General features: G+C 39.4%; 36 protein-coding genes. All 36 read left to right on the top strand.

The genetic code is table 11. From position 1 onward, the window contains the following. The first annotated feature begins 200 nt into the window (after positions 1 to 200). Positions 201 to 830: an outer membrane beta-barrel protein gene (locus LX64_RS21515; RefSeq protein ID WP_111599764.1), complete on the top strand. Its 630-nt coding sequence runs from the start codon at positions 201 to 203 to the stop codon at positions 828 to 830. Positions 831 to 1,566: 736 nt separating this feature from the next. Beyond that, on the top strand, positions 1,567 to 1,872 hold the full coding sequence (gene rpsJ / locus LX64_RS21510; RefSeq protein WP_012789286.1) for a 30S ribosomal protein S10: 306 nt from the start codon (positions 1,567 to 1,569) through the stop codon (positions 1,870 to 1,872). Between the two features lie 157 nt (positions 1,873 to 2,029). Further along, positions 2,030 to 2,647 (top strand): 50S ribosomal protein L3, encoded by a 618-nt coding sequence (gene rplC, locus LX64_RS21505; protein ID WP_111599763.1) that lies wholly within the window; start codon positions 2,030 to 2,032, stop codon positions 2,645 to 2,647. 1 nt (position 2,648) lies between these two features. Next, positions 2,649 to 3,290 carry a 50S ribosomal protein L4 gene (gene rplD, locus LX64_RS21500; RefSeq protein ID WP_111599762.1) on the top strand — a complete coding sequence of 214 codons (642 nt, stop codon included), beginning with the start codon at positions 2,649 to 2,651 and terminating at the stop codon, positions 3,288 to 3,290. Positions 3,291 to 3,375: 85 nt separating this feature from the next. Then, the gene (rplW, locus tag LX64_RS21495) at positions 3,376 to 3,675 is read left to right on the top strand and encodes a 50S ribosomal protein L23 (RefSeq protein ID WP_111599761.1); all 300 of its coding nucleotides are present in this window, start codon (positions 3,376 to 3,378) and stop codon (positions 3,673 to 3,675) included. A gap of 85 nt (positions 3,676 to 3,760) precedes the next feature. Beyond that, entirely contained in the window at positions 3,761 to 4,594 is an 834-nt protein-coding gene (gene rplB / locus LX64_RS21490; RefSeq protein WP_111599760.1) for a 50S ribosomal protein L2, read from the top strand. A gap of 74 nt (positions 4,595 to 4,668) precedes the next feature. Next, positions 4,669 to 4,935, top strand: a complete 267-nt coding sequence (gene rpsS, locus LX64_RS21485) for a 30S ribosomal protein S19 (RefSeq protein WP_111599866.1) — start codon at positions 4,669 to 4,671, stop codon at positions 4,933 to 4,935. Positions 4,936 to 5,063: 128 nt separating this feature from the next. Continuing rightward, positions 5,064 to 5,414, top strand: a complete 351-nt coding sequence (gene rplV / locus LX64_RS21480; RefSeq protein WP_111599759.1) for a 50S ribosomal protein L22 — start codon at positions 5,064 to 5,066, stop codon at positions 5,412 to 5,414. Positions 5,415 to 5,480: 66 nt separating this feature from the next. Beyond that, positions 5,481 to 6,278, top strand: a complete 798-nt coding sequence (gene rpsC / locus LX64_RS21475; protein WP_111599758.1) for a 30S ribosomal protein S3 — start codon at positions 5,481 to 5,483, stop codon at positions 6,276 to 6,278. 76 nt (positions 6,279 to 6,354) lie between these two features. Further along, positions 6,355 to 6,774: a 50S ribosomal protein L16 gene (gene rplP, locus LX64_RS21470; RefSeq protein WP_111599757.1), complete on the top strand. Its 420-nt coding sequence runs from the start codon at positions 6,355 to 6,357 to the stop codon at positions 6,772 to 6,774. 60 nt (positions 6,775 to 6,834) lie between these two features. Beyond that, positions 6,835 to 7,035, top strand: a complete 201-nt coding sequence (gene rpmC / locus LX64_RS21465; protein WP_111599756.1) for a 50S ribosomal protein L29 — start codon at positions 6,835 to 6,837, stop codon at positions 7,033 to 7,035. 108 nt (positions 7,036 to 7,143) lie between these two features. Next, on the top strand, positions 7,144 to 7,401 hold the full coding sequence (gene rpsQ / locus LX64_RS21460) for a 30S ribosomal protein S17 (protein WP_111599755.1): 258 nt from the start codon (positions 7,144 to 7,146) through the stop codon (positions 7,399 to 7,401). A gap of 80 nt (positions 7,402 to 7,481) precedes the next feature. Continuing rightward, complete coding sequence (gene rplN, locus LX64_RS21455; protein WP_111599754.1) at positions 7,482 to 7,850, top strand: 50S ribosomal protein L14; 369 nt, start codon at positions 7,482 to 7,484, stop codon at positions 7,848 to 7,850. Positions 7,851 to 8,005: 155 nt separating this feature from the next. Next, positions 8,006 to 8,344 (top strand): 50S ribosomal protein L24, encoded by a 339-nt coding sequence (gene rplX / locus LX64_RS21450; RefSeq protein WP_111599753.1) that lies wholly within the window; start codon positions 8,006 to 8,008, stop codon positions 8,342 to 8,344. After that, a complete protein-coding gene (gene rplE, locus LX64_RS21445; protein WP_111599752.1) occupies positions 8,344 to 8,919 on the top strand; it encodes a 50S ribosomal protein L5 in 576 nt (191 codons plus the stop codon). Before rplX ends, rplE begins: the two co-directional genes overlap by 1 nt. 96 nt (positions 8,920 to 9,015) lie before the next feature. After that, a complete protein-coding gene (gene rpsN / locus LX64_RS21440; RefSeq protein ID WP_111599751.1) occupies positions 9,016 to 9,285 on the top strand; it encodes a 30S ribosomal protein S14 in 270 nt (89 codons plus the stop codon). A gap of 104 nt (positions 9,286 to 9,389) precedes the next feature. Then, entirely contained in the window at positions 9,390 to 9,788 is a 399-nt protein-coding gene (rpsH, locus tag LX64_RS21435; RefSeq protein ID WP_111599750.1) for a 30S ribosomal protein S8, read from the top strand. A 126-nt stretch (positions 9,789 to 9,914) separates the two neighbouring features. After that, positions 9,915 to 10,469, top strand: a complete 555-nt coding sequence (gene rplF, locus LX64_RS21430; protein ID WP_111599749.1) for a 50S ribosomal protein L6 — start codon at positions 9,915 to 9,917, stop codon at positions 10,467 to 10,469. A gap of 165 nt (positions 10,470 to 10,634) precedes the next feature. Continuing rightward, positions 10,635 to 10,988, top strand: a complete 354-nt coding sequence (rplR, locus tag LX64_RS21425) for a 50S ribosomal protein L18 (RefSeq protein ID WP_211324865.1) — start codon at positions 10,635 to 10,637, stop codon at positions 10,986 to 10,988. 66 nt (positions 10,989 to 11,054) lie between these two features. After that, a complete protein-coding gene (rpsE, locus tag LX64_RS21420; protein WP_111599747.1) occupies positions 11,055 to 11,573 on the top strand; it encodes a 30S ribosomal protein S5 in 519 nt (172 codons plus the stop codon). Between the two features lie 51 nt (positions 11,574 to 11,624). After that, on the top strand, positions 11,625 to 11,810 hold the full coding sequence (gene rpmD / locus LX64_RS21415) for a 50S ribosomal protein L30 (protein WP_111599746.1): 186 nt from the start codon (positions 11,625 to 11,627) through the stop codon (positions 11,808 to 11,810). A gap of 111 nt (positions 11,811 to 11,921) precedes the next feature. Then, on the top strand, positions 11,922 to 12,368 hold the full coding sequence (gene rplO, locus LX64_RS21410) for a 50S ribosomal protein L15 (protein ID WP_111599745.1): 447 nt from the start codon (positions 11,922 to 11,924) through the stop codon (positions 12,366 to 12,368). Positions 12,369 to 12,446: 78 nt separating this feature from the next. Beyond that, positions 12,447 to 13,793 carry a preprotein translocase subunit SecY gene (gene secY / locus LX64_RS21405; RefSeq protein ID WP_111599744.1) on the top strand — a complete coding sequence of 449 codons (1,347 nt, stop codon included), beginning with the start codon at positions 12,447 to 12,449 and terminating at the stop codon, positions 13,791 to 13,793. Positions 13,794 to 13,960: 167 nt separating this feature from the next. Next, on the top strand, positions 13,961 to 14,761 hold the full coding sequence (map, locus tag LX64_RS21400; RefSeq protein WP_111599743.1) for a type I methionyl aminopeptidase: 801 nt from the start codon (positions 13,961 to 13,963) through the stop codon (positions 14,759 to 14,761). Positions 14,762 to 14,921: 160 nt separating this feature from the next. Beyond that, positions 14,922 to 15,140 carry a translation initiation factor IF-1 gene (gene infA, locus LX64_RS21395; protein WP_012789309.1) on the top strand — a complete coding sequence of 73 codons (219 nt, stop codon included), beginning with the start codon at positions 14,922 to 14,924 and terminating at the stop codon, positions 15,138 to 15,140. A 109-nt stretch (positions 15,141 to 15,249) separates the two neighbouring features. After that, a complete protein-coding gene (gene rpmJ / locus LX64_RS21390) occupies positions 15,250 to 15,366 on the top strand; it encodes a 50S ribosomal protein L36 (protein ID WP_072360626.1) in 117 nt (38 codons plus the stop codon). 55 nt (positions 15,367 to 15,421) lie between these two features. After that, positions 15,422 to 15,802 carry a 30S ribosomal protein S13 gene (rpsM, locus tag LX64_RS21385; RefSeq protein WP_111599742.1) on the top strand — a complete coding sequence of 127 codons (381 nt, stop codon included), beginning with the start codon at positions 15,422 to 15,424 and terminating at the stop codon, positions 15,800 to 15,802. Positions 15,803 to 15,917: 115 nt separating this feature from the next. After that, a complete protein-coding gene (gene rpsK, locus LX64_RS21380; protein ID WP_111599741.1) occupies positions 15,918 to 16,316 on the top strand; it encodes a 30S ribosomal protein S11 in 399 nt (132 codons plus the stop codon). Between the two features lie 159 nt (positions 16,317 to 16,475). Further along, the gene (gene rpsD / locus LX64_RS21375) at positions 16,476 to 17,081 is read left to right on the top strand and encodes a 30S ribosomal protein S4 (protein ID WP_111599740.1); all 606 of its coding nucleotides are present in this window, start codon (positions 16,476 to 16,478) and stop codon (positions 17,079 to 17,081) included. Between the two features lie 74 nt (positions 17,082 to 17,155). Beyond that, entirely contained in the window at positions 17,156 to 18,151 is a 996-nt protein-coding gene (locus LX64_RS21370) for a DNA-directed RNA polymerase subunit alpha (RefSeq protein ID WP_111599739.1), read from the top strand. Between the two features lie 99 nt (positions 18,152 to 18,250). After that, on the top strand, positions 18,251 to 18,736 hold the full coding sequence (gene rplQ / locus LX64_RS21365; RefSeq protein ID WP_111599738.1) for a 50S ribosomal protein L17: 486 nt from the start codon (positions 18,251 to 18,253) through the stop codon (positions 18,734 to 18,736). A gap of 88 nt (positions 18,737 to 18,824) precedes the next feature. Beyond that, positions 18,825 to 19,856, top strand: coding sequence for a hypothetical protein (locus tag LX64_RS21360; RefSeq protein ID WP_111599737.1), 1,032 nt, complete (start codon positions 18,825 to 18,827; stop codon positions 19,854 to 19,856). Between the two features lie 204 nt (positions 19,857 to 20,060). Continuing rightward, a complete protein-coding gene (locus tag LX64_RS21355; protein WP_148707419.1) occupies positions 20,061 to 21,665 on the top strand; it encodes a hypothetical protein in 1,605 nt (534 codons plus the stop codon). A 3-nt stretch (positions 21,666 to 21,668) separates the two neighbouring features. After that, a complete protein-coding gene (locus LX64_RS21350) occupies positions 21,669 to 22,730 on the top strand; it encodes a hypothetical protein (RefSeq protein WP_148707418.1) in 1,062 nt (353 codons plus the stop codon). 170 nt (positions 22,731 to 22,900) lie between these two features. Next, positions 22,901 to 23,653: a flagellar basal body-associated FliL family protein gene (locus LX64_RS21345; protein WP_148707417.1), complete on the top strand. Its 753-nt coding sequence runs from the start codon at positions 22,901 to 22,903 to the stop codon at positions 23,651 to 23,653. A 260-nt stretch (positions 23,654 to 23,913) separates the two neighbouring features. Next, a complete protein-coding gene (carA, locus tag LX64_RS21340; RefSeq protein ID WP_111599865.1) occupies positions 23,914 to 25,023 on the top strand; it encodes a glutamine-hydrolyzing carbamoyl-phosphate synthase small subunit in 1,110 nt (369 codons plus the stop codon). The last annotated feature ends 652 nt before the right edge of the window (positions 25,024 to 25,675 follow it).

Raw genomic sequence — 25,675 nt, 5'->3', positions numbered from 1 at the left:
AAGAATTGATATACAGTGTTGGCAAGCACCGTTTTATAAAGCTGCAAAGCAAATCTCCTTTTTACTTCCTATCCTATATGTTCGAGAATGCACATACATTCCTGCTTTCAGCCATTTATGGTTAGGGAGAGTATAAGGCAAGCATATTTTCCCTAATCATCATAACCAAAACATCACCAATTATTTTAAAAACTATAATTATGAAAAAAATCCATCTATTAACCCTGGCGGTATTTACACTTTTTATTAGCTCTACAGCATTCGCACAAACGCAAAAGGGCAATATTATGGTGGGTGCAAGCTTAGGTAACATTACAGGAACTTTCAGCGATGGTAGCGATAAGTTTCAAATTAATATTAACCCTAAGGTTGGCTGGTTTATCAAGGATAACTTAGCATTGGGTGTTGACGTAAACTTGGGTTATGCACACACCAGTTTTGATAATGATTCTAAATTGAATGATTTCAACTATGGCATTGGTGCCTTTGGTAGATACTATATTTCCGATAAAAGCATCGAGTTTTCAAAGAGATCAAGATTCTTCTTTGAAGCGAATGCAGGTTTTGCCGGAACAAACAGTAAAACAAAAACACCGGGTGGTGCTAGTAGTAGCTCAAATACCAATGGTTTAGCATTGGGATTTGGCCCTGGTTTGGCGTATTTTATTACGCCGAACGTAGGTTTGGAAGCATTGTTGAAATACGATGTGACAGTTGGTTTTGGTAGTTCTACAACGGTTCAACGCCTTGGCTTGAACGTAGGTTTCCAAATTTACTTGCCATCGAAACGTGCGAAGGAGTTATTACGTGCTGAACAGCAAGGTAAATAAGAACGAATTCATTTTCAATACATTAAAGTCGGCTTATGGCCGGCTTTTTTTTATGCCTAGGCTGCATGTTTTAGTTTCTGAACAAAATGAACAAAAGTCATTGAGAATGAATAAAATGAATGCTTACTGATTGAAAACCAGTATTTATTTTCGCGATGGTTTAAACCAATGGGATTGCCGAAAACCATAAATAGAGTAGGCGTAAACCTCATGAAAAACCTAGCAACCATGGATTTAATTTCGCAATTGTTAGCGACAATCTTAGGTCTTCTCCAATCATTATTGGGAGGTCTCTAGTCGCCCGTTACCCGCAGAAGATATTTTTTCGCGGAGAAAACATGTAGCCCCGATGCAAATCGGGGTTTTTTGTGCTTGCTAGGTATGTTATGCTTGGGTTTTGCGTTTTGATGCCCGTATGGGGCTGATTGCGTTTTGGAGGGAGGAAAGAGGAGGGAGGGGGTGCTTGGCGCGATGGGGTGAATTTTGTTGAAAAATGGTGGGTAATGAAGATTTTGAAGAAAAAGTTATGAGGTTAAAAAAATATCTATAAATTGCAGTGAGAATGTGTTACTTAGCAGCCCGGGAAATGGGTTGTGGGAGTAATGCGAAGCTGTTGCCCAAAAATATTTTTACTCCAACGCGAATTTTTCCCCGAAATAATTTGTTCAATATAAAAAGTTGCCTACCTTTGCCGTCCCAAATCAATTGGGGTCAATAAAGAAGAAGTTCATTGCATATGTCTCAGAGAATAAGAATCAAGCTGAAGTCCTACGATCATAACTTAGTAGATAAGTCTGCTGAGAAAATCGTAAAAACCGTGCGTAACACGGGTGCCGTGGTAACAGGTCCAATTCCTTTACCTACAGAGAAAAAGATTTTCACGGTATTGCGTTCTCCGCACGTAAATAAGAAAGCGCGTGAGCAATTCCAACTTTGCACGCATAAGCGTTTGTTGGATATTTATACATCTTCAAGCAGAACAGTTGATGCTTTAAGTAAGCTCGACTTGCCTTCTGGTGTAGAAGTAGAGATTAAAGCGTAATGGACATTCAGCAGGTGGGCAAAAGGCCCGCCTGACGTATTTTCGGAACGTAATCACATTAGGTCACGCCTTCTGGGTGGCCACCAATAGCGTATTTAAACCGCCCATCCTGTGGATAGCTAGACATCCCCCAGGCGCTGGGTATAATTATATAACAATGAAAGGTATTATTGGAAAAAAGATCGGTATGACCAGCATCTTCGAGGCCAATGGTAAGCAAACTGCTTGTACCATTATCGAAGCTGGACCTTGCGTGGTAACACAGGTGAAAACTCAATCATCTGATGGCTACACCGCTATTCAAGTTGCTTTTGGAGATAAGAAAGAAAAGCACACTCCTAAAGCTGAGCAAAATCACTTCGCGAAAGCACAAACCTCTCCTAAACGTTACGTTGTAGAATTCCGTAACCCAGACGTAGAAAAAGCCCTTGGTGACACAATTACAGTAGATATCTTCGCTGAAGGCGAAGAAATCGACGTTGTGGGTACATCAAAAGGTAAAGGTTTCCAAGGTGTTGTTAAACGTCATGGATTCTCTGGTGTTGGTGAAGCAACACACGGTCAACACGATAGAAGCCGCGCTCCGGGTTCTGTAGGTGGATCGTCTTACCCTTCTCGCGTATTCAAAGGCATGCGTATGGCTGGCCAAACTGGTAACGAAAGAGTGAAAGTTAAAGGTCTTAAAGTCTTGAAGGTATTCCCTGAAAAGAATTATATCCTGGTAAGTGGTTCAGTTCCTGGCCACAATGGTTCAATCGTTTTAATCCAGAAGTAATATGACACTCGATATTTTAAATATAGAAGGTAAGAAGACCGGAAGAACTGTAGAACTTCCTGCAGAAATTTTCGGTGTAGAGCCTAACAATCACGTAATCTACCTTGCTGTTAAACAATACTTAGCGGCTCAACGTCAAGGTACTCACAAGGTAAAAACACGTGCTGAAGTAAAAGGTGCTTCTCGCAAATTGCACAAACAAAAAGGTACTGGTGGTTCCCGTAAAGGTAACATCCGTAACCCATTGTATAAAGGTGGTGGTACTATCTTCGGTCCAAAACCTCACGGTTACGCTTTCAAATTGAACAGGAAAGTTAAAGATTTAGCAAAAATCTCTGCTCTTTCTGCGAAAGCTAAAGATAACAGCATCATCATCTTGGAAGATGTAAACTTTGCTGCGCCTAAAACAAAGCAATTCTTAAGCATCCTCAATAACTTGAACATCAACGCTGCAGGTAAAAAGACTATGTTCGTTATGCCTGAGTTCAACGATAATGTTTACTTGTCATTGAGAAACATTCCAACAGTAAACGGTGCTATTCTTAGCGATATCAACACTTATGATATCATGAACAGCAACTACGTAGTATTCACTGAAAGTGCAGTTAAAATCTTCACTGAAGACGAATCAGTAGTAGCTTAATTGATTAAGTGTACGTTCCTGTTTAGCTAATTAAATTTAAAAAACTAGCAGAGGGCTTTGGCCCGAAAGCGAAAAGCGATAAACAATGAATCTTTCAGATGTTTTAATCAGACCGGTTGTTTCCGAGAAGGTAAACAAAGCCACTGAAAAATTTAACCGCTACTATTTCATTGTAGACAAAAAGTCTAACAAATTAGAAATTAAGAAAGCAGTTGAAGAATTCTACGGCGTAGCTGTAGCAGAAGTTAACACTGCTGTTATGCCGGGCAAAACTAAAACCCGTTTCACGAAAGCAGGTTTTATTTCAGGTAAAAAATCGTCTTACAAAAAGGCGATCGTTACCCTCGCAGAAGGCGAATCAATAGATCTATATGCTAACATATAGTGCCCAATTGCTCTAAACAAGCAAGATGGTTGTATATATAGATCGACATATAAACTAGATTTTAGAATTTTTTGAATCGAAGAAAATGGCACTTAAAAAGTTCAAACCGATGACAGCCGGTACGCGCTGGAAAATCGGTAACGCTTACGCTGAAATTACAACAGACACGCCTGAAAAAAGCCTTTTAGCTCCTGCTAAAAGAACTGGTGGTAGAAACGCACAAGGTAGAAGATCTATGCGTTACATCGGTGGCGGTCACAAACAACAATATCGTATCGTAGATTTTAAACGCGATAAGGCTAACATTCCTGCAACCGTTAAATCTATCGAGTACGATCCAAACCGTACAGCATTCATCGCTTTGTTGAGCTATGCTGATGGTGAGAAACGTTACATCATCGCTCCTCAAGGTTTGCAAGTTGGTGCTACTGTAATTAGTGGTACTGAAGTTGCTCCTGAAGTTGGTAACGCGCTTTTGTTGAAAAACATGCCTTTGGGTACTGTAGTTCACAACATTGAATTACAACCTGGTAAAGGTGGTGCTTTAGCACGTAGCGCTGGTACTTACGCTCAATTGAACGCGAAAGAAGAAAAGTATGCTGTATTGAAAATGCCTTCTGGAGAGTTACGTAAAGTGTTAAGCACTTGCATGGCTACTGTAGGTACAGTTTCTAACTCTGATCACGCGTTACAATCAATCGGTAAAGCAGGTGCTAACCGTTGGAGAGGTATCCGCCCAAGAAACCGTGGTGTTGCGATGAACCCAGTAGATCACCCAATGGGTGGTGGTGAAGGTAGATCTTCAGGTGGTCACCCAAGATCTAGAACGGGTAAATATGCGAAAGGCTTGAAAACAAGAAAGACGCATAAGAGCTCAAATGCTTTGATCATCAGCAGAAAAAACGGTAAAAAATTATAATATCTAAAATCCCGGGTTGTGGGAAGTAAGCAATTGCTTCCCATAATTTGAAAAAGGAATTTAAACATAAAGATATGGGTCGTTCCATTAGAAAAGGTCCTTATGTAGACCTAAAATTAGAAACTAAGGTGTTGAAAATGAATGAAGGCACAAAACGTACCGTGATTAAAACATGGAGCCGTCGTTCTACCATCACTCCTGATTTTGTGGGCCATACTTTTGCTGTACACAATGGTAACAAATTCATCCCCGTTTATGTAACTGAATTCATGGTTGGTCATAAATTAGGTGAGTTTGCTCCAACTCGTAACTTCAGAGGTCACGCAAACAAAAAAATGTAATAGCTAAAGTTTGTAGGTTTCGGTTCCTGGATAGTGTAGTATAGAACTAGTATAAGAATCGAATATATGGAAAACAGAAACCGGTAACTTTATAACAATAACTGTAAACTACTTAGAAATAAATAACAATGGAAGCAGTAGCTAAGCTGAATAATAATCCAACATCTACGCGCAAAATGCGTTTACTCGCAGACCTGATCCGCGGTTTGGATGCTGAGAAGGCTTTGAATATTTTGAAATTCCACCCAAAGCACCCAAGTGTACCTTTGGAAAAACTCCTGTTATCAGCAGTTGCTAACTGGAAAGTGAAAAATGAAGGTGTTAGGGCTGAAGATGCGAACCTTTACGTTAAGACAATTTTCGTAGATGGTGGCCGTATCCTCAAAAGAATGCGTCCTGCTCCACAAGGTAGAGGTTACCGTATCCGCAAGAGAAGTAACCACGTAACTATTGTAGTGGATAGCCGTGTTGGTCAATAATCGGTGCAGAAAGCAAAAATTGACAAGAAAAATTCAATTAAACTCATAGACAAATAAACCAGACACATGGGTCAGAAAACAAATCCTATTGGTAACAGGTTAGGTATCATCAGAGGATGGGACTCTAATTGGTACGGTAGCAAGAAAGATTTCGCTACTAAACTGATCGAGGATAACAAAATCAGGACTTACTTAAATGCTCGTATCAATAAAGGTGGCATTTCAAGAGTAGTGATTGAGAGAACGTTGGGTAAACTTATTGTAACTATCCATACTTCTAAACCTGGTATCATTATAGGTAAAGGTGGTAACGAAGTTGATCGCATCAAAGAAGAGTTAAAGAAATTGACTGGTAAAGAAGATGTACAAATCAACATTCTCGAAATCCGCCGTCCAGAAATCGATGCAAACATCGTTGCTGAAACAATTGCTAAACAAATTGAAAGCCGTATTAACTACAAACGTGCAATCAAAATGGCAATCGCTACAGCTTTGAGAATGGGTGCTGAAGGTATCAAAGTAAAAGTAGGTGGTCGTTTAGGCGGTGCTGAAATTGCTCGTTCTGAAGAAATGAAACAAGGTCGTGTTCCTTTACATACATTCCGTATGGACATCGATTACGCATCTTTGTTTGCCTTAACTGTTTATGGTAAAATCGGTATCAAAGTATGGATCTGTAAAGGTGAAGTTCTCGGTAAACGTGACTTGAACCCTAACGCCATCTCTGGTAAAGACGGTGAAACAAGAGGCGGTGACAACCGTGGCGGTGATAACCGTGGTGGTGGTCGTGAAAGAGGCGAAAGAAGAGGCGGTGATAACCGTGGTGGTGATAGAAGAGGCGGTGCTCCTCGCAAACAAGCTTAATCTTGTCACTGGAAACGATTTGAATACTTTGGTGCAAACCATAAGAATTACTAAACAACTATTAACAACATAAACGATGTTACAGCCAAAGAGAACGAAACACAGGAAGATGCACAAAGGCCGCATCAAGGGAGATGCAAAGAGAGGCGCAGCCATTTCTTTTGGATCTTTCGGTCTTAAAGCATTAGAACCTAAGTGGATCACAGACCGGCAGATTGAAGCTGCTAGGGTTGCTCTGACAAGGGCTATGAAGCGTGAGGGTAATGTGTGGATCCGTATTTTCCCAGACAAACCTATTACAGCTAAACCATTAGAGGTAAGGATGGGTAAAGGTAAAGGTGCTCCTGATCATTGGGCTGCCGTAGTTAAACCAGGTAGAATCCTGTTTGAAGCAGACGGTGTTCCTTTAGAAGTTGCTAAAGCAGCGATGGAACTTGCAGCACAAAAATTGCCTATTAAAGTGAAGTTTGTTGTGCGCCGCGATTTTGAAGCATAATTGCTTTAAATCGTAGAGAAACAAAATAACTCAACTAAACAAGTAACAAAACTAAATACAATGGCAAAAGCTAAAGTGGATCTTAAAGGCCTTAGCGAACAAGATTTAAGAGAGAAAATCTCTGAAGATCAATTACGCTTGAAGAAAGTTACTTTCAGCCATGCAATTACGCCGATCGAAAATCCAATGAGCATTCGTGCTATGAGAAGAGAGATCGCTCGCATGAAAACTGAATTACGTAAGAGAGAATTGGGCTTCTAAATCCAAATGATCTGGTTATAAGGTTGAAAAATATTATACGAAGATCACCTAAACATTAAGTTTAATTCACCCTTCCGAAAGGAAATAAGGTGGTAAAATACTTTCAAAATGACCGAAAGAAAATTAAGAAAAACCAGGATTGGTGTAGTATCCAGCAATAAAATGGAGAAAACTATCACTGTGAGTGTTGAACGTAAAGTAAAGCACCCAATCTATGGTAAATTCGTTAAGAAAACTACCAAATTCATGGCGCACGACGAGAAAAACGAGTGCAGCATTGGCGATACTGTGAAAATCATGGAAACTCGTCCGTTGAGCAAGAACAAATCTTGGAGACTGGTAGAAGTTATCGAAAAAGTAAAATAATTTATTTATTGTTTCAAGCTGTACGCAGTTATTTCAAGATCGCTGCAGCCTCTGCTTAAACAACATAAAATCGTATTACGATGATCCAACAAGAATCAAGACTCAGCGTTGCTGATAACTCAGGTGCAAAAGAAGTTCTTTGTATCCGTGTATTAGGTAACTCTGGTCAAGACTACGCTAAAGTAGGTGATAAAATTGTAGTTACTGTAAAGGACGCAATTCCTGCTGGTGGTGTAAAAAAAGGTACAGTAACTAAAGCAGTTATTGTTAGAACTAAGAATAAATTGCGTCGTAAAGATGGATCTTATATCCGTTTCGACGACAACGCGGTTGTATTGCTGAATAACTCCGACGAGCCACGCGGCACCCGTATTTTCGGTCCGGTTGCACGTGAACTCAGGGATAAAGGCTACATGAAAATTATCTCTTTGGCACCAGAGGTGTTGTAAGAGTGAAAGATATAGGAAGTCGAAAGTCGCAAATAAAATATTGCGGTTTTCGACTTTCGAAATATTTATGTATCTTTGCAGCCCGTTTCCTAAAACGAATAAAATATTAATCAAGCGGAACCGGTGTTTCGCTTGGCGTTTAAATAAACAAACTGATGAAAACTAGATTCAAGCCTAAGTTCAACATTAAAAAAGGCGATTTGGTAGTTGTGATTGCCGGCGACGACAAGAACAGAACAAAACCTGTTAAGGTTCTCGAGGTATTTCCTGACAAATCTCGTGTTTTGGTAGAAGGTGTAAACATCATCACTAAGCACACTAAACCTACTGCACAAAACACAAAAGGTGGAATTGTTAAGGAGGAAGCTCCTATCGCTATTTCCAACGTAATGTTGTGGGATGCTAAGGCTGGTAAAGCTACTAGGGTTAGCAGAACGAGAGAAAATGGTAAATTAGTTCGTATCGCTAAAAAATCAGGGGAGGTAATTAAATAATGGCTAACACATCATATAAACCAAGGCTCCAAGGCAAATACCGTGATGAAGTGGTTGCTGCTTTGATGAAGAAATTCAACTATAAGAGTGTAATGCAAGTTCCTCGCTTGACTAAAATCTGTTTGAACCAAGGTATCAACGGAGCAGTTAGCGATAAGAAATTAGTTGATATTGCTGTAGATGAGATGACGCGTATTGCTGGTCAAAAAGCGATCCCTACTTTATCTAAAAAGGATATCTCTAACTTCAAATTGAGAAAGCACATGCCTATTGGTGCTCGCGTAACTTTGCGTGGTGTAAACATGTACGAGTTCTTAGATCGTTTGATCTCTGTATCTTTACCACGTGTACGTGACTTCAAAGGTGTTAACGATAAAGCATTTGATGGCCGTGGTAACTACACAATGGGTATCACTGAGCAAATCATCTTCCCTGAGATCGATATCGATAAAGTTACTAAGATGACTGGTATGGATATCACTTTTGTTACGACTGCAAATACCAACGAAGAAGCATATGAATTGCTGAAAGAAATGGGTATGCCGTTCAAAAACATTAAGAAAGGCGATAACTAATCGTAATCGTTTAACATATACCTTCTTATCAAATTCCAAATTCCGGTAACGGAGTTTGGGATTTGGAATTTAAAAACTGGAATTTCAAATTTTATTATGGCAAGAGAATCCGTAAAAGCCAGACAAAGAAAGAGAGAAGCAATGGTTGCCAAATTTGCTGAGAAACGTGCTGCTTTGAAAGCTGCAGGTGACTACGCTGCTTTGGATCAATTACCAAAGAATGCATCTCCCGTTCGCCTGAAAAACAGATGCCAATTGACCGGTCGTCCTAAAGGATATATGCGTCAATTTGGTCTTTGTCGTAACATGTTCCGCGACATGGCATTGGCAGGTAAAATCCCTGGTGTAAGAAAAGCAAGCTGGTAATTCAGCTAATACCGAGCACGACTGTTCGGTTTATTTTATCGAATTGATTTTCCTTTCTGATCGATTGGATATCGCATTGTAAACAATTTAGAAACAGCACAACAATGGTTACTGATCCAATAGCTGACTTTTTAACTAGAATCCGGAACGCGCAAATGGCTACCCACAGGATCGTGGAGATTCCGGCATCAAAATTGAAAAAACGTATTACTGAAATTTTGTACGACAAAGGTTACATCTTAAAGTACAAATTCGAAGATGATAACAAACAAGGTGTTATCAAAATCGCTTTGAAATACGATCCACAAACGAAAGAACCTGCAATCAAAGATTTGCAGCGTATTAGCCGTCCAGGTCTTCGTCAATACGCTAAACCAACTGAGTTTAAGCGTGTTAAAAACGGTTTGGGTGTTGCTATCGTGTCTACATCTAAAGGTGTTATGACCGATAAAGAAGCAAAAGCTCAAAACGTTGGTGGTGAAGTAGTTTGCTACATTTACTAAGAAGTAATTATATCCCGTCTAACAACGGGATTTAGGCATATCCGGGACTTAAGCATACTATACGGTCGCTGAAACAACGGGTACGTTCAAACAAGATTTCAAAAAATATTATAAACTTTATAAGTTATGTCTCGTATAGGTAGAAGTCCTATCAAATTGGCAAGTGGCGTTACGGTTACCGTTTCTCCTGCTAATGAGGTAACAGTAAAAGGTCCTAAAGGTGAATTGAAAAAAGCCATCGATAGGGATATCACAGTAGAAGTGAAAGAAGGAGAGTTAATCGTAACTCGTCCGACTGATCAAATTCGTCACCGCGCTTTACATGGTTTATACCGTGCATTGATCGCTAACATGGTGAAAGGTGTAACTGATGGTTATACTAAACAATTGGAATTAGTGGGTGTAGGTTATAAAGCTGCTCACCAAGGTCAATTGTTGGATTTGGCATTAGGTTATTCTCACAACATCATATTCGAAGTTCCAAAAGAATTGAAAGTGAATACGATTACTGAGAAAGGTAAAAACCCTCAGATTATTTTAGAAGGTTCTGACAACCAATTATTGGGTCAGGTTGCTGCTAAAATCCGTGGTTTCCGTAAACCTGAGCCGTACAAAGGTAAAGGTGTACGCTACAGCGATGAAGTTGTACGTAAGAAAGCTGGTAAATCTGCTGGTAAATAATAGCCACAAATTACAAGCTGCCTAACGCTTAGAATATTTGGAATACCTGGTTTTGGAGAGTTCGGAATTAGGAGTAAAGCAACAAGGCTAGGTATTCTTTCAACAAAGCATTCACACAAACTTTAATTCGTAACCCGGCAGCATCGGGTGACTAAATAAATAATAATGAGCACAAAAGCTAATAAAAGACAGAATATCCGCTACCGTATTCGTAAGAAAATTAGCGGTACAGCACAAAAACCAAGATTATCTGTATTCCGCAGTAATGCTGACATTTATGTGCAATTGATTGATGATACTAACGGTACAACTTTAGCATCAGCTTCTTCTCGCGATAAAGATATTAAAGCACAAAAAGGTACTAAATCTGAGCTTTCTAAATTAGTAGGCGGTGCAATCGCTACTAAAGCAACTGCTTTAGGTTTAACTACTTGTGTATTTGATAGAGGCGGTTACCTTTACCATGGTCGTATTAAATCTTTAGCAGAAGGTGCTAGAGAAGGTGGTCTCCAATTCTAATCCGGGTGGGTTTAAATTAAACTCAACAAAGAAGTAAATTTCAACTCGTAATTCTTAATAATAAAAATGGCAAAGAATTCATTCAATAAAGTAAAAGCTGGTGAACTGGAGCTGAAAGAAAAGGTTGTAGCTATCAACAGGGTTACAAAAACCACTAAAGGTGGCCGTACTTTCAGTTTTTCAGCATTAGTTGTAGTTGGTAACGAAAACGGTGTGGTTGGTCACGGTTTGGGTAAAGCCAAAGAAGTACAAGAAGCTATCACCAAAGGTATCGACGATGCTAAGAAGAACTTGATTAAAGTTCCTATTATGCACGGTACTATTCCTCATGATCAGTTCGCTAAAGAAGGCGCTGCTAAAGTATTGATCAAACCAGCTGCTCATGGTACTGGTGTGATCGCGGGTGGTTCTATGCGTGCTGTATTGGAAAGCGCAGGTGTAACCGACGTATTAGCAAAATCTTTAGGTTCTGCTAACCCACACAACGTGGTAAAAGCTACTTTCAAAGCATTGGGTATGCTCCGCGAACCAATAAGCGTTGCAAAAACAAGAAGCGTTTCTTTGAAGAAAGTATTTAACGGCTAATTTGGTTTATTCCCGGTTTATACCGGTATAAACTGCAAACTGATTCACAAAATGGCAAAGATTAAGATCACACAGGTAAAAAGTGGAATCGATCGTCCTGAAAAGCAAAAATTGACTTTGAAGGCATTAGGTATTAGCAAATTGAACCGTTCTGTAGAAGTTGAGGCAACTCCTCAAATTCTTGGTATGGTGCGTGCCGTTAATCACCTTGTAAAAGTTGAAGAAGTTAAGGGATAATATAACACAAAAATTACCCTTTCTTTTTAGGTCTTTTACGATCAACGATATACATTTACATTTATCTTACAAGCGAGCGGTTAATTTCCGCGTAAGTCAAAACAATTAATTATGAATTTGCATACATTAAGGCCTGCTAAAGGTGCTGTACATAAAGAAAAACGTCTAGGTCGTGGTGAGGCTTCCGGTAAAGGTGGTACTTCTACGAAAGGTAACAAAGGTGCTCAATCTAACACCGGTTACTCAAGCAAAATTGGTCACGAAGGTGGTCAGATGCCTATCCAACGTCGCTTGCCTAAACGTGGTTTCATTAACAACAACCGCGTTGAATACAAAGTGTTTAACGTAGGCTTTATCGACCAGATCGTTGAGAAATACGGCTTACAAGAGATCTCTTTGGAAACCTTGTATATGAACGGGCTGATCAACAAAACTGCAAAAGTTAAAATACTCGGCCAAGGTGAGCTGAAATCAAAAGTAGCCTTGAAAGTGAACGCGATTAGTGAGAAAGCTAAGCAAGTAGTTGAAGCTGCAGGTGGATCAGTAGAACTGGTATAAGACTTTACGACCGAGAAGGCGCCTACGGAGTAGTGCGTCTTTTCGTATTTTACAAGCGCTATTAAACCTAATCTTCCTGTGAAGAAATTTATCGAAACAATCAAGAATATTTGGAGCATTGAGGACTTGCGTAATCGCATCCTTACAACGTTACTCCTGGTCCTCATTTACCGTGCGGGTTCTTACATTGCTTTACCCGGCATTGACCCAACGGCTTTGGCAAACTTCCAGAAAACCTCTAACCAAGGTATTTTAGGATTGTTTAATATGTTTGCAGGTGGTTCATTCTCGCGTGCATCCATATTTGCATTGGGGATCATGCCATACATTTCCGCGTCTATCGCAATTCAACTGTTAACCATCGCGGTTCCTAAGTTCCAAAAATTGCAGAAAGAGGGAGAGAGTGGTCGTCAAAAAATCAACCAATACACCCGTTTGCTCACGGTAGTTGTAACTGCTTTGCAGGCTAGCGCTTACGTAGCTTATTTGCGTAACCAGTCTGCCGGCGCTATTATACAGGAGTACGGTTCTTTCATGTTCTGGTTGTCAACCACCATCGTTCTTACAGCGGGTACGTTGTTCGTAATGTGGTTGGGCGAGAAAATCACAGATAAAGGTATTGGTAATGGTACATCTATCATCATCATGATGGGTATCCTTGCACGTTTGCCAGAATCATTGTTACAGGAGTTCGCTTCTCGTACAACTGATGGTGGTGGCGGATTGTTGATTTTCTTAGTGGAAATCGCGTTCTTTATCCTTATCACGATAGGTTTGATCCTGCTTATCCAGGGTACTCGCAAAATCCCTGTTAACTACGCTAAAAGAATCGTTGGTAACAAACAATACGGTGGTGTACGCCAGTTTATTCCATTGAAAGTAAACGCAGCAGGTGTAATGCCTATCATCTTTGCGCAAGCAATTATGTTCATTCCTGCAACTGCGATCGGTTTTGCCACTTCTTCCGAGGATGCAAGCGGTTTCGTGAGAATTTTCAGCGACCATACTAACCCGTATTACAACATGATTTATGCTGTATTGGTGATCGTATTCACGTTCTTCTATACTGCATTGATCTTCAATCCAACTACAATGGCCGATGAAATGAAGAGCAATAATGGCTTTATCCCGGGTGTTAAACCTGGTCAAGCTACTGCCGACTACATCGGTGCTGTAATGGATAGAATCACGTTACCAGGTGCATTTTTCTTAGCTTTGGTGGGTGTTTTACCTGGTATTGCTGCAGCTCTCCATATCAACACTAACTTCGCTACCTTCTTCGGTGGTACGTCATTGTTGATCATGGTAGGTGTTATCCTTGATACATTACAACAAATCGAAAGCCAGTTACTTATGCGCCATTACGATGGTTTAATGAGCTCTGGTCGTATCAAAGGAAGAACTTCACCAGCAAGCGCTCAATAATTCATTCGTACGATTAGAATATCATTATAGACCACCAGGATATAGCGCATAGGTTATTCTCCCGTGCATCTATCGTCCTGGTGGTTATTTATTTAGGTTGGATGATAACAATCGGAAGTATCTAGGGTTATATAACCCAGTAAACCGGTATATCAAAAATTGAGGCTATGATTCATTATAAAACGAAGGAAGAGATCGAGCTAATGCGCAAAAGCGCTATGCTTGTGAGTGCGACACTTGCGCACGTGGCGAAAGAACTTAAACCGGGTATGAGCACCCTCGATGTTGATGCCATCGCTTATAAGTTCATCGTAGATAACGGTGCAGTGCCTTCTTTCCTCAATTATAGAGGCTTCCCAAATACAGCGTGCATTTCCGTAAACGAAGCCGTTGTACACGGAATTCCTAATAATTACCAATTGAAAGACGGGGATATTATCTCTGTTGATGTGGGCGTTTTCATGAACGGCTTCCACGGTGATAGCGCGTATACATTCGCAATTGGTAACGTTCCAGCCGATATTTTGAAATTGATGAGTGCCACGAAACAATCCTTGCAGCTAGGTATCGAGAAAGCAGTAGTGGGTAACCGTGTAGGGGATATCTCTTACGCGATCCAGAACTACATCGAGAAAGAGCATGGATACGGTATTGTGAGAGAATTAGTGGGTCATGGATTAGGTAAACAACTTCATGAAGATCCACAGGTTCCAAACTATGGCCGTAGAGGTTCTGGCCAAATTTTAAAAGAGGGCTTGGTAATTGCCATCGAACCGATGGTAAACTTGGGTTCAAAAGATGTTGCCTATTTAGAAGATGGTTGGACGGTAGTTACGTATGACGGTAAACCATCGGTACACTTTGAGCACACCGTGGCGGTAATGAAAGGCAAAGCAGATGTGCTTTCGTCGTTTGAAATTATCGAAGAAGCGGAAAAAAATAACCCGGCGCTTTGTTCGAACTATTAATTATTGCTATTTATAATTAATTGGAGTACAGCAGCAAAAACGGTTAAATTAATTTTACTCATAACAAAACGCACAGAATGAGTAGAAATGAAAAGAATTCTGATTCAGAATTTTTCAATTTCAAATCTTTTGTGCTATCTTTGCAGTCCTAAAAATTTTTATGGCAAAACAGGCACTCATTAAACAGGATGGTATTATTTTAGAAGCCTTATCGAACGCTATGTTCCGTGTTAAATTGGAAAATGGGCATGAAATATTGGCGACCATTTCTGGAAAAATGAGAATGCACTACATTCGCATTCTTCCAGGAGATAAAGTGGGAGTAGAGATGAGTCCATATGATTTGTCAAGAGGTAGAATAATATTTAGGTATAAGTAAGTCTGGAGGTTGTTATTTGCTTTTTTAAAATGGTAAATGACCCTTATGCTGACAACTTAGACGGAAATACAAATACAACTTTTAACTTTTTACTTATAACTTTTATATCATGAAGGTAAGAGCTTCAATCAAAAAAAGAAGTGCAGATTGTAAAATTGTGCGCAGAAAAGGTAAACTGTTGGTGATCAACAAAAAGAATCCTCGTTTTAAACAACGTCAAGGGTAATTTTGATTACCACGGAACTAATTTACACATAGAATCATAAAACTAAAAAAGTGATATGGCACGTATAGCCGGTATAGATCTTCCTAAAAACAAAAGAGGTGAAATTGGCCTTACCTATATTTACGGTATTGGTCGCTCGACAGCTCAATATATCCTTACTCAATCGGGTATTGATTTCGACAAGAAAGTGAAAGATTGGAATGATGATGAGCAAGCTGCGATTCGTAACATAATCAACAGCGAGCTTAAAGTTGAGGGTCAATTGCGTTCTGAAATTCAAATGAACATCAAGCGTTTATTGGATATTGCTTGCTACCGTGGTCTTCGCCATAGGAAAGGTTTACCGCTTAGAGGTCAACGCACCCGTACTAACAGCCGTACACGTAAAGGTAAGCGTAAGACAGTAGCAGGTAAGAAAAAAGCACCTAAGAAATAGTAGGTAGATCCTAGTATTTGAAATTCACTGATTTCCAAATCCGGATTTCAAACACAAAAGGTTTTTTTATGTTATATTAGGATTTGGAATAGCATTTTGGAATTCATAAAGTATTATGGCAAAAGCAAACAATGCAAAAGCTGCCGCTAAAAAGCGTGTAGTGAAAGTAGATAGCTACGGAGATGTTCATATCTCAGCTAGCTTCAATAATCTTATCGTGAGCATCACCAACAAACAAGGTCAAGTTATTTCTTGGTCTTCTGCTGGTAAAATGGGTTTTAAAGGTTCTAAAAAGAACACTCCATACGCTGCACAATTAGCTGCATCTGATGCTGCAAAAACTGCAATGGATGCAGGTTTCAAAAGAGCAGATGTATTCGTTAAAGGTCCAGGTGCTGGTCGTGAAAGCGCTATCCGTGCTATCGCGAACTCAGGTATCGAAGTAACTCAAATTAAAGACGTTACTCCATTGCCACACAACGGCTGCCGTCCTCCGAAAAAACGTAGAGTCTAGTCTAAGATATTTATTCCAAAGCAATTACCCTGGATTATCCGGGGTTTTCGCTTTGGAATACGTGTAAGATATTATCATTTTTAAATGGGTGTGCGATCAGGTTTTCAGATTTTTTGAGGATCGTACATCGTAACTAAAAAATCTATTTAATTTAACAACATGGCAAGGTATACAGGCCCAAAGACCAAAATTTCCAGAATTTTTGGCGAACCAATCTTAGGTAATGGTAAGTATTTAGGTAAAAACAGCAACCCTCCCGGTCAACACGGTGCTACACGCAAACGTAAACAATTGGGTGAATACGCATTACAATTAAGAGAGAAACAAAAAGCAAAATACACTTATGGTGTATTGGAAAAACAATTCCGTAACCTCTTCGAAGAAGCTAACCGTAGAAAAGGTGTTACAGGTGAGGTTTTGATCAAATTGTTAGAAGCTCGTTTGGATAACACAGTTTTCCGTATGGGTATTGCTCCATCTCGTCCTGCTGCTCGCCAGTTGGTATCTCACAAACACGTTACAGTTAACGGTGTTGTTGTTAATACTCCTTCTTACCAATTGAAACCAGGCGATATCGTAGGTTTGAAAGCTAAAACTGCTGGTAACACAGCGTTGACTAGCGCAATCCGTGGTAAAAACCCTAAATTCAGCTGGATCGATTACAACGAGAAAGAAATGAAAGGTACTTTCATCTCTTACCCAGAAAGAGAAAGCGTTCCTGAAAACATTAAGGAACAATTGATCGTCGAATTGTACTCTAAATAATTAGTTAGAGCCACCTACGGGTGGCTTTTAGCCATATATAAGTATATCACAAAACTCATAAATCTAGCATATCAATGGCAATTCTAAATTTCCAAAAACCTGATAAGATCGTATTGCAGAAGTCAACAGACTTTGAAGCTCAATTCGAATTCCGTCCATTAGAACCAGGTTATGGTGTGACAATCGGTAATGCGCTCCGTCGCGTTCTGTTGTCTTCATTGGAGGGCTATGCCATTGTGGGAATCAAGATTGAAGGCGCCGATCACGAGTTCGCTACCCTTAAAGGTATTACCGAGGACGTAACAGAAATTATCTTGAACCTTAAACAAGTTCGCTTTAAGAGGATCGTTGAAAATGAAGTAAGTAACGAAAAGGTGCAGATCTCTATTAAAGGTAAATCAGAGTTCCGTGCGGATATGATTGAGAAAGCAACAAACTCTTTCCAAATCATGAACCCAGAACTTTTGATCTGTACACTCGATCCTTCTTCTAAGCTGGATATTGAACTTACTATCGGTAAAGGCCGTGGTTACGTTCCTGCAGAAGAGAACAAACCCAAAGATGCGCCATTCGGCTACATCGCTATCGATTCTGTGTTTACACCAATCAAAAACGTGAAATACAGCATCGAAAATACCCGTGTTGAACAAAAGACCGACTACGAAAAGTTAATCATGGAAGTGATTACTGACGGTACTATTCACCCGGAAGAAGCGGTAAAACAAGCATCACGCATCCTGATCCAACACCTGATGATCATCACTGATGAAAACATCAGCTTCGATACAAAAGATACTGAGAAAGAAGATGTTGTAGACGAACAAACTTTACAACTCCGCAAGATCTTAAAAACACCACTCGAAGATTTAGATTTGAGCGTTCGTGCATTCAACTGTTTGAAAGCTGCGAAAATCAACTCTTTGAGCGAATTAGTTCAATACGAGCAAGAAGAATTGATGAAGTTCAGAAACTTCGGTCAAAAATCTTTGAGCGAAATCGAACAAGTTCTCGGCGAAAGAGGTCTTCATTTCGGTATGGACTTGTCTAAATTAAAATTAGACGAAGAATAGTAGCCCTCCGGGTTTCTATTACCAACATTTCAACTTAAACAAATAACATAAGTACCCTGTAATTCCTGACACGGTATAGGGGAACACAAAATTAACGTCATGCGTCACGGAGTAAAATTGAACCGTTTGAGCAGAACTTCTGCTCACCGTAAAAGCTTAATGTCAAATTTAGCTTGCGAATTGATCAGCCACAAAAGAATCTCTACAACTCTTGCTAAAGCGAAAGCTTTGCGCGTTTATGTTGAGCCTTTGTTGACTAGAGCTAAAAACGATAGCACACACAACCGTCGTATCGTATTCAGCTACTTGCAAGATAAAGAAGCTATTAAAGAATTATTCGGTGTAATCAGCGAAAAAATCGCTACTCGTCCAGGTGGTTATACTCGTATCATCAAATTGGGTAAACGTGTAGGTGATAACGCTGAAGTTGCTTTGATTGAATTAGTAGACTTTAACGAAATCTACGGTAAACAAACAGAGAAAGCCGAAGCTAAGAAAACTCGTCGTGCTGGTGGTAGCAAGAAAAAAGCTACTGAAGGTGCAACTGAGGAAGCTCCTAAAGCTGAAGAAAAAACTGCTGAATAGTAGTTTAAATAGTTATTTTTTTAAAGGACAAGGCTTACAGTCTTGTCCTTTTTTTATTTTTACCCCTGATTGAATTGAACATCCTATTATGTCGAATATACATCCTCAAGAAAGCAACTCCGAATCGATACAAGATAACGGTATTCCAACATTCGAAAATCCCATAGAAGAAACTGTTACACATGCAGTTGATATGCCTGTTGAAAATCAATTACCACCTACCCAGCAAGAGGAAGGCACATTTCACGTTTCTAACGTAGCAAACACTCGGGCAGAAGATACCTATCATTCAATTAACACAGCTGAAAGTAGGCCTGTCACTATAAATACAGATAAAACTGCTACGCATGAAATAACTGAGCAGGTAATACTTACCACCGAGGTTGAAAATACAGCCGGCAATTCAGCGCCAGAAACTCCCTTAAAGCCAGTAACATCTGGAGATTCTATATCCAAAGAAGAACCAGTTAGCAATAAAGACGGGGCACCAAATACAGTTAATCAACCTCCTAAGTCCTCCTTGAAATCGAGGATATTGCAATATGCATGGATGATGATACCAACAATGGTCATCATTATTTTGGTAACTGTTTTATATTCAACTACAACCAATAAGCCACTTGGCCTGCCCAAAACTATTCTAACGGAAGAGTGGAAGGATTTTTATAATGGCCAGAATGGATTGCACGTTAGTTTACCCTATAACCTGCAGAAGGCAGAATTAGAGGAAGACATGAAGGAATTAAAGAAGCTTGCACGTACTGTAAGAACTTTTAAAGGTGGTAATGAAGATTACTGTTCCGTAGATTATAACTATATCTATTTTAATCGTGGTACTAAGGTAAATATCAAAGATGCTAAAGATGGTGCTATTAATGCCCTTAAGAAGAAAAGTGATCTTCATGATATAACCTTTCAAGGAGAAGCAAAAACTATCAATATGATTCCTAGCTACTTAGTACGTGGGAGCTACGATTATATGCATGTGAAGAAGATTAATTTTATGTTCCTTGTCAGCGGAAAGAATGAGCAAATGTGGCAAGTAATGGTATTCTGGCAAGCACAAGATGATATTGGTAAGCAAGTGGCAGAGCGTATTATTAATTCTGCAAAATTTTAGATACACGAAAATTGGATTGATTACTCGACGCGAAATTCAATCCAATTTTCTACTCATATTGTTAATATCTTCCCCTAATTCTTTCACTACTGTTTCGTTTTTCAACAGGCGTCTCTAATAAACATATCAGCCAATAATATTTAATGAGTGAATTATTTATATAATTTATTAATTTCATGTTTTACCATTTAGTCCTAAAATTCCATGTACTACCTCTCTTGTATAAAATGTTTTCATCGCAATAAATTGACTGGTGAGTCGGTTACTTTTTGCGAGAAATGTGGGGAAAGATTACCCTTTAACTTTCAAGACTTTAAGGCGAATAGACCTAATTCCACTTTCCAAGAATACCTTGCCTTGCAGCCCGGTTTAGGAAATGATGGGGAATTAGATACTGTTTCTAACCCACCACCAATACCAACATCATCCAATTCTCAAAGGAAAACACCCCAGCCCGATATTCTCGACATTTTCGAAAAAAAAGAAGAAGTTCAAAGGATGTCTAAAGCGAATGAGCAAGAACGCCGGCATAATAGGGCAATCATTGCCATGGTTCTAGTTGCCTTCTTATTCTTTGCTGGTTGGGTGGTAAAAACATACATTATTGATCGTTTAGATCCATATAGTTATACCACTTTTCATGATGGCAGCGAGAAGAATATCACAATTCAGACACCATTCGAAATGAAGAAACTGGACAAAATGCCAGATTACACGAAAGCTTCAGCCATTTACTTTGGCGGTTCTGATACTTTAGGTGTAATATATGGATATCAAGAAATGGCTAAAGGCTATGGCTTAGACTTTAAATCAGTTGCACAAAATATTACCAGCTCATTCAAAAGCCAGTTCAGCAGTATGAAAGATATGGATATTACAGAAGGTGTTGTAGGTCAGCAATCTGCCTGGTATTGTGCTAGCGAAATGACATACAAAGGAGCTGCCTACGAGTTAAAGATTGTAGTAGCTGGTGGCTTACTTGAAGCCTCATATGTTGGCGTATTTTGTAGAAAGGACCAGCCAGCCATGTTGAAATCTATGGAGAAAATTATTAAATCAGCTGGCTTCAAAACTTATAAACAACATGCTGACGATTTGAATAGAAATTCTTCGCCAACAACACCAACAGCACCCACTGCTAGTACCAATGAACAAGATAAAGAACAGCCCAAAGTAGAGGAAATCAAACTCGATAATCCTAATGCCCCTGCCAATCAACCCGATGAGTATTCGGAAGAATATACCGGTGAAAATTCTACAATTGATCCAGCATATGGTCTGGGCATGAGTAATATAAAGATCACGTCTGCTTTAAGTGGTGGCCAAATTTTCTCAAAAGGTCCAGTTGAAAAATCATTAGCCGTTGAATATGATCATGCTTTTGTAAAATCGAGTGATTGGGGATTAACATATTGGGAAAATACGCAGCGTTATACTGCAAAAAGTGCCAACCTTGAAGTTGTATATGAATATAGTAAAGGCAGCACTTATGATACTTACGATCCTGCAAATTTTACGAGCATGTTAGAGGTAAGTTTTGGCGGTAACGATTATTTGGATTTTATATCCAAAACAGATGCAAAAGGTGTGGTGAGTAAATACGATGATAATGGTGTACAAGTTGAAATAGCGGCAAATATGTCGAAAGGATTGTTCAAATATGCAGGTCGCGATCGCGGTTTTTACGTTGTACATGCTGGCCAAGCGAAAGAGTTGTGGGTTATAACTATTGTTTACGATCCAAAGGATAAGGCAAGTGAAAGAAAGGCAGTAGAGGTTTTTATGTCGATTAACTTTAAGAAGAAATAGCATATGCAGAAGTATCTCGTGTGTGGATATTGTCACGATAAGAACTTGCTTAGTAACGAAAGTAGTGTAACAGTTTTTTGTAATGGCTGTGGGAAGCGTTTGCCATTTAACTATGAAGATGTAAAGGTTCAATACCCAAGCATGACGTATCAGCAGTATTTGGATAGTTGCCCGGCTGTGCAAGCAGTACCTTCCTCCCAGTCAACAGCTACGCAAAACAACAGCGCAGTAGATACGTTGTTAACCGATTTTGCATCGAAGCCAATGCCAACAAGGTCTAAAGAAGAAAAACCAAAGAGTTATGCCTTGTTGGGAGTGCTATTAATAATAGTAATTATTGGCGGGGTGTGTTTCAAGATTTTCTACTTAGATAAACAGGCTAGTAAGGCTACAACTATCGTGACTACCGGTGAAACACAAACAACATCGAACGGTACTCTATCCAAAAGCGATGGAGATAGAATCACTTTTACAGACGATGCTATTATTGTAACACCCAAAGAATTGGTGGAAAAGGAAGAAAAAGAAAAACTAGCACAGCAGCAACAACCTGCAAAGGCCCAGTTGCTTAACGGTTGGGAGTACTACGAATCCAATTATATTGGCTTCCAGGTGCCTAATAAAGTTACACCCGCTCCTCGCAATGAATATCCACCTATCAATTCAAAGCACTTTTCTTTTGAACCATTCAGAACTGAGGCCGTAAATGGTAACCTACAGTTCGACCATGTTGTATTCGAGTTACGCCCAGGGGAAACGAAGACCAATGATTGGGCTAAAGTGATCCTGGCTGACTATGATAAAACAGGTGGACATGGACGTGGGGATGAGTCGTCGAAACGTTTGCAACGTTTTTCAGATCTAAAGGAAGGTTATGAAGGGTATTACACAATTGATCAAATGCCACTAGGCACTGGTGAAGAAGAAATTGTGTATTTCCAAGCAGTTATTGGTAATGGGCAACATTATGATTTCTTTCAAGTAAAATACAACCAGAAAGTGGCTGTTGCAAAGGAGTATGCAACGCGCATCATAAATTCTCGCAGTATAAAATATACTAAGTAAGTATTACACTAATAAACCAAGCCATTTAACCTATGAACAAATTCCTCGTCTGCAATAATTGTCAACATAGAAATACGCTACGTGATGAACAGGCCCCTGTAACTTTCTGTACGCAATGCGGGGCAAGACTGCCATTCAACTTCGAAGATGTGAAAACGTTGTACCCAAGTATGACATACGAACAATATCTTCAAACAACACCTGGGATTGTTACAGAACTGCCTTCAAAAGCAGCCCAAACATCCCAGGCAACTGAAATTTTGGAGCAACCAGCTAATTATCATAGTCCTTTTGCTGAATCACCAAAGAAAAGTAGGTGGCCAATTATTTTACTAGTCGCAATTATAATTGGAGGGGCGAGTTATTATTGGTATACAACTTATAGTGGAAGTAAGAATAGTCATACAGAAATAATTACTACAAAAGCTTTTGAACCTAAAGTGCCAACACCGCAAGGTTGGTCTACTTTTACCGACGAGCATGTTGCAATAAATTTACCTACCCAACTAGCTAAATTCCGCCATTCATTCTTTCCAACATTTAGGTCGGGATTTGAACAGAAAACCTACAAATGCACAGTAGAAGGAGGTAAATTCACATTTTATTATATTTATTATAAATCGTTGGGAAGTGACCAAGTTAGCCATGATGAGATATTACAGAAAAACTGGATGGCATTATTAAAACAACCTGGGCAGTATAATTTCCAAGTAGTGACCGCAAAAGGAAAGATGAATACAAAAGCCCCCGGTTATTATTCCACAGGCGAATGGTTGGATGATTATGGGCAGCGATTAAGCGTAGAAACTTGCGTTGTAGGGGATGGGTCTTACATGCAGTATTTTTGTATGATCTATACAAGCCGAAACAAAGAAGCCGAAGATATCGCCCAAGCAGTTATTGATTCACGGAATTTGCAATAATTCAAATAATAAAAATTAACATACTAAATGCAAGTCGAAAGGCTTGCATTTTTTTATTGAGCATGAATCATTTACAATTAACAGTAAATCAAATTTTTACTATAATAAACAAACATGGCCGGCAATTGTAAAACATTCAAAATAATTGCACGAATTACCTGTTGGTTTCCTAACTTTGCACAGTTTTTTTCACCGGGTCGGAGTTGTACTCCAGGGAATGCAACACCACCATAAAAAATACAAAACAAGGAAGAAAGAAGATGCCTCAGTCAAAATCCGCCCAGCCCGCCATGCTGTTGTTAGAAGATGGTACTGTTTTTCATGGGAAAGCGTTCGGTAAAATTGGTACCGCTTCCGGGGAACTTTGTTTCAATACAGGTATGACCGGTTACCAAGAAGTATTTACTGATCCTTCATATAAAGGACAGGTGCTGATTATGAATAATTGCTACGTGGGTAACTATGGCACTAAAAAAGACGATGTTGAAAGCGATACCGTTAAGATTAGTGGCCTTATCTGTAAGAACATTGCTTACAATTATTCCCGCAAAATGGCTGATAATTCGTTAGAGCAATTTTTATTGGATAATAACTTGGTGGCAATTTATGATGTAGATACCCGCGCGTTAGTTTCTCACGTACGCAGTAAAGGTGCTATGAACGTCATCATTTCTTCCGAAATTCTCGACGAAAATCAGCTGAAAGCAGAATTGGCTAAAGTGCCTTCTATGGAAGGTTTAGCATTGTGTACAGAAGTGTCAACAAAAGAAGCTTACCATGTAGGTGACGCAAACGCAGAGATCCGTATCGCGGTACTCGACAATGGTGTAAAACGCAACATGTTGAAATGTCTTAGCGAAAAAGGCGCTTACTTGAGAGTTTTCCCAACTGCTACAACATTTGAAGAAATGGAGGAATTTAAGCCACACGCTTATTTCATCTCTAATGGTCCTGGCGATCCAGCGCCACTTACTTACGCAGTAGACACTATTAAGAAAGTATTAGCAGCAAACCGTCCATTATTCGGTATTTGCTTGGGCCACCAATTGCTTGCAATGGCGCACGGTATCCCAACATACAAAATGCACCATGGTCACCGCGGTTTGAACCATCCAGTTAAGAATCTCTTAACAGGTAAATGTGAAATCACTACGCAAAACCATGGTTTTGCGATCGATGCAACCGCAGTCGCTGCTTCTGAAAACATCGAAGTAACGCACATCAACTTAAACGATAACACCGTTGAAGGTATCCGTATCAAGAACAAGCCAGCCTTCTCTGTGCAATACCACCCAGAATCTACCCCGGGTCCGCACGATTCAAGGTATTTGTTTGATGATTTCTTCACGATGATCAAAGCAAATATGTAATTTAAAAGGTGGGCACTTCGCTCACCTTTTTTTATGCCATTTTGTTTTGTACTTATTGTTCCTGGCGCATCTTTTCCATTCGTCCCCTATTGCGTCGATTTCTACTTATTATTCTCTCTTATTGCTTGCTTTAAGCGCTAATAATTAAATATCTAGAAGCTATTTAAATAAGGACGGTCCCGAAGATTCAGGACCGCGCATTTTAAAAATTCCACGTTATGAAAACTAGCGAAAGAATCATGTATGCACACGATTCTCTACTTGTCTTTTCATTACATAACAATAATATGAAAAAAAACTGTGGGAACTATAGATTAGTCCAACGTTTTTTATGATTAGTATAAAAGATGAATTATAGGCCCAATAAAGAAAGTAAGGGGAGTTGACTAAATGTTTTGCTAAAAGGATTTACCTAATGGAAATGGAGGGAGAGGAAAAAAATACGGCTCTGTGATCAGAGCCGTTTGCCTTTATAAATTCCACGTTATGAAAAACTGATACAAAAATATGATTAATTTGCTAAAACGTTTTAGTTTGTCGCAGACTTTTTACATAATTATTATAATACAAAGTTCGGACCATTTAAACGTTTGGCAAAATTATACAAGTTAATTTTTTGCTAAACAGGTTTAGGGATTTGTTGCAATCATAT

Origin of the sequence: Chitinophaga skermanii, from assembly GCF_003259335.1 — a bacterium.
Lineage (GTDB): Bacteria > Bacteroidota > Bacteroidia > Chitinophagales > Chitinophagaceae > Chitinophaga > Chitinophaga skermanii.
Note: the sequence above shows the minus strand (reverse complement) of the source record. Positions and strands in the feature narration are given on the sequence as shown.

Excerpts from the sequence above, each read along its gene's own strand:
- LX64_RS21355 (WP_148707419.1), top strand. The coding sequence starts at position 20,061 with ATGTACTACCTCTCTTGTATAAAATGTTTTCATCGCAATAAATTGACT.
- rplR (WP_211324865.1), top strand. The coding sequence starts at position 10,635 with ATGAGCACAAAAGCTAATAAAAGACAGAATATCCGCTACCGTATTCGT.
- LX64_RS21345 (WP_148707417.1), top strand. The coding sequence starts at position 22,901 with ATGACATACGAACAATATCTTCAAACAACACCTGGGATTGTTACAGAA.
- rplE (WP_111599752.1), top strand. The coding sequence starts at position 8,344 with ATGGCTAACACATCATATAAACCAAGGCTCCAAGGCAAATACCGTGAT.
- rpmD (WP_111599746.1), top strand. The coding sequence starts at position 11,625 with ATGGCAAAGATTAAGATCACACAGGTAAAAAGTGGAATCGATCGTCCT.
- LX64_RS21370 (WP_111599739.1), top strand. The coding sequence starts at position 17,156 with ATGGCAATTCTAAATTTCCAAAAACCTGATAAGATCGTATTGCAGAAG.
- rpmJ (WP_072360626.1), top strand. The coding sequence starts at position 15,250 with ATGAAGGTAAGAGCTTCAATCAAAAAAAGAAGTGCAGATTGTAAAATT.
- rplO (WP_111599745.1), top strand. The coding sequence starts at position 11,922 with ATGAATTTGCATACATTAAGGCCTGCTAAAGGTGCTGTACATAAAGAA.
- rplN (WP_111599754.1), top strand. The coding sequence starts at position 7,482 with ATGATCCAACAAGAATCAAGACTCAGCGTTGCTGATAACTCAGGTGCA.
- rplP (WP_111599757.1), top strand. The coding sequence starts at position 6,355 with ATGTTACAGCCAAAGAGAACGAAACACAGGAAGATGCACAAAGGCCGC.
- rplF (WP_111599749.1), top strand. The coding sequence starts at position 9,915 with ATGTCTCGTATAGGTAGAAGTCCTATCAAATTGGCAAGTGGCGTTACG.
- LX64_RS21360 (WP_111599737.1), top strand. The coding sequence starts at position 18,825 with ATGTCGAATATACATCCTCAAGAAAGCAACTCCGAATCGATACAAGAT.
- rpsN (WP_111599751.1), top strand. The coding sequence starts at position 9,016 with ATGGCAAGAGAATCCGTAAAAGCCAGACAAAGAAAGAGAGAAGCAATG.
- rpsE (WP_111599747.1), top strand. The coding sequence starts at position 11,055 with ATGGCAAAGAATTCATTCAATAAAGTAAAAGCTGGTGAACTGGAGCTG.
- rplD (WP_111599762.1), top strand. The coding sequence starts at position 2,649 with ATGACACTCGATATTTTAAATATAGAAGGTAAGAAGACCGGAAGAACT.
- rplW (WP_111599761.1), top strand. The coding sequence starts at position 3,376 with ATGAATCTTTCAGATGTTTTAATCAGACCGGTTGTTTCCGAGAAGGTA.
- rplC (WP_111599763.1), top strand. The coding sequence starts at position 2,030 with ATGAAAGGTATTATTGGAAAAAAGATCGGTATGACCAGCATCTTCGAG.
- LX64_RS21350 (WP_148707418.1), top strand. The coding sequence starts at position 21,669 with ATGCAGAAGTATCTCGTGTGTGGATATTGTCACGATAAGAACTTGCTT.
- rplX (WP_111599753.1), top strand. The coding sequence starts at position 8,006 with ATGAAAACTAGATTCAAGCCTAAGTTCAACATTAAAAAAGGCGATTTG.
- carA (WP_111599865.1), top strand. The coding sequence starts at position 23,914 with ATGCCTCAGTCAAAATCCGCCCAGCCCGCCATGCTGTTGTTAGAAGAT.
- rpsC (WP_111599758.1), top strand. The coding sequence starts at position 5,481 with ATGGGTCAGAAAACAAATCCTATTGGTAACAGGTTAGGTATCATCAGA.
- rpsK (WP_111599741.1), top strand. The coding sequence starts at position 15,918 with ATGGCAAAAGCAAACAATGCAAAAGCTGCCGCTAAAAAGCGTGTAGTG.
- rpsJ (WP_012789286.1), top strand. The coding sequence starts at position 1,567 with ATGTCTCAGAGAATAAGAATCAAGCTGAAGTCCTACGATCATAACTTA.
- rpsS (WP_111599866.1), top strand. The coding sequence starts at position 4,669 with ATGGGTCGTTCCATTAGAAAAGGTCCTTATGTAGACCTAAAATTAGAA.
- rplV (WP_111599759.1), top strand. The coding sequence starts at position 5,064 with ATGGAAGCAGTAGCTAAGCTGAATAATAATCCAACATCTACGCGCAAA.
- rpsH (WP_111599750.1), top strand. The coding sequence starts at position 9,390 with ATGGTTACTGATCCAATAGCTGACTTTTTAACTAGAATCCGGAACGCG.
- infA (WP_012789309.1), top strand. The coding sequence starts at position 14,922 with ATGGCAAAACAGGCACTCATTAAACAGGATGGTATTATTTTAGAAGCC.
- rpsQ (WP_111599755.1), top strand. The coding sequence starts at position 7,144 with ATGACCGAAAGAAAATTAAGAAAAACCAGGATTGGTGTAGTATCCAGC.
- rpmC (WP_111599756.1), top strand. The coding sequence starts at position 6,835 with ATGGCAAAAGCTAAAGTGGATCTTAAAGGCCTTAGCGAACAAGATTTA.
- rplQ (WP_111599738.1), top strand. The coding sequence starts at position 18,251 with ATGCGTCACGGAGTAAAATTGAACCGTTTGAGCAGAACTTCTGCTCAC.
- rplB (WP_111599760.1), top strand. The coding sequence starts at position 3,761 with ATGGCACTTAAAAAGTTCAAACCGATGACAGCCGGTACGCGCTGGAAA.
- rpsD (WP_111599740.1), top strand. The coding sequence starts at position 16,476 with ATGGCAAGGTATACAGGCCCAAAGACCAAAATTTCCAGAATTTTTGGC.
- rpsM (WP_111599742.1), top strand. The coding sequence starts at position 15,422 with ATGGCACGTATAGCCGGTATAGATCTTCCTAAAAACAAAAGAGGTGAA.
- map (WP_111599743.1), top strand. The coding sequence starts at position 13,961 with ATGATTCATTATAAAACGAAGGAAGAGATCGAGCTAATGCGCAAAAGC.
- LX64_RS21515 (WP_111599764.1), top strand. The coding sequence starts at position 201 with ATGAAAAAAATCCATCTATTAACCCTGGCGGTATTTACACTTTTTATT.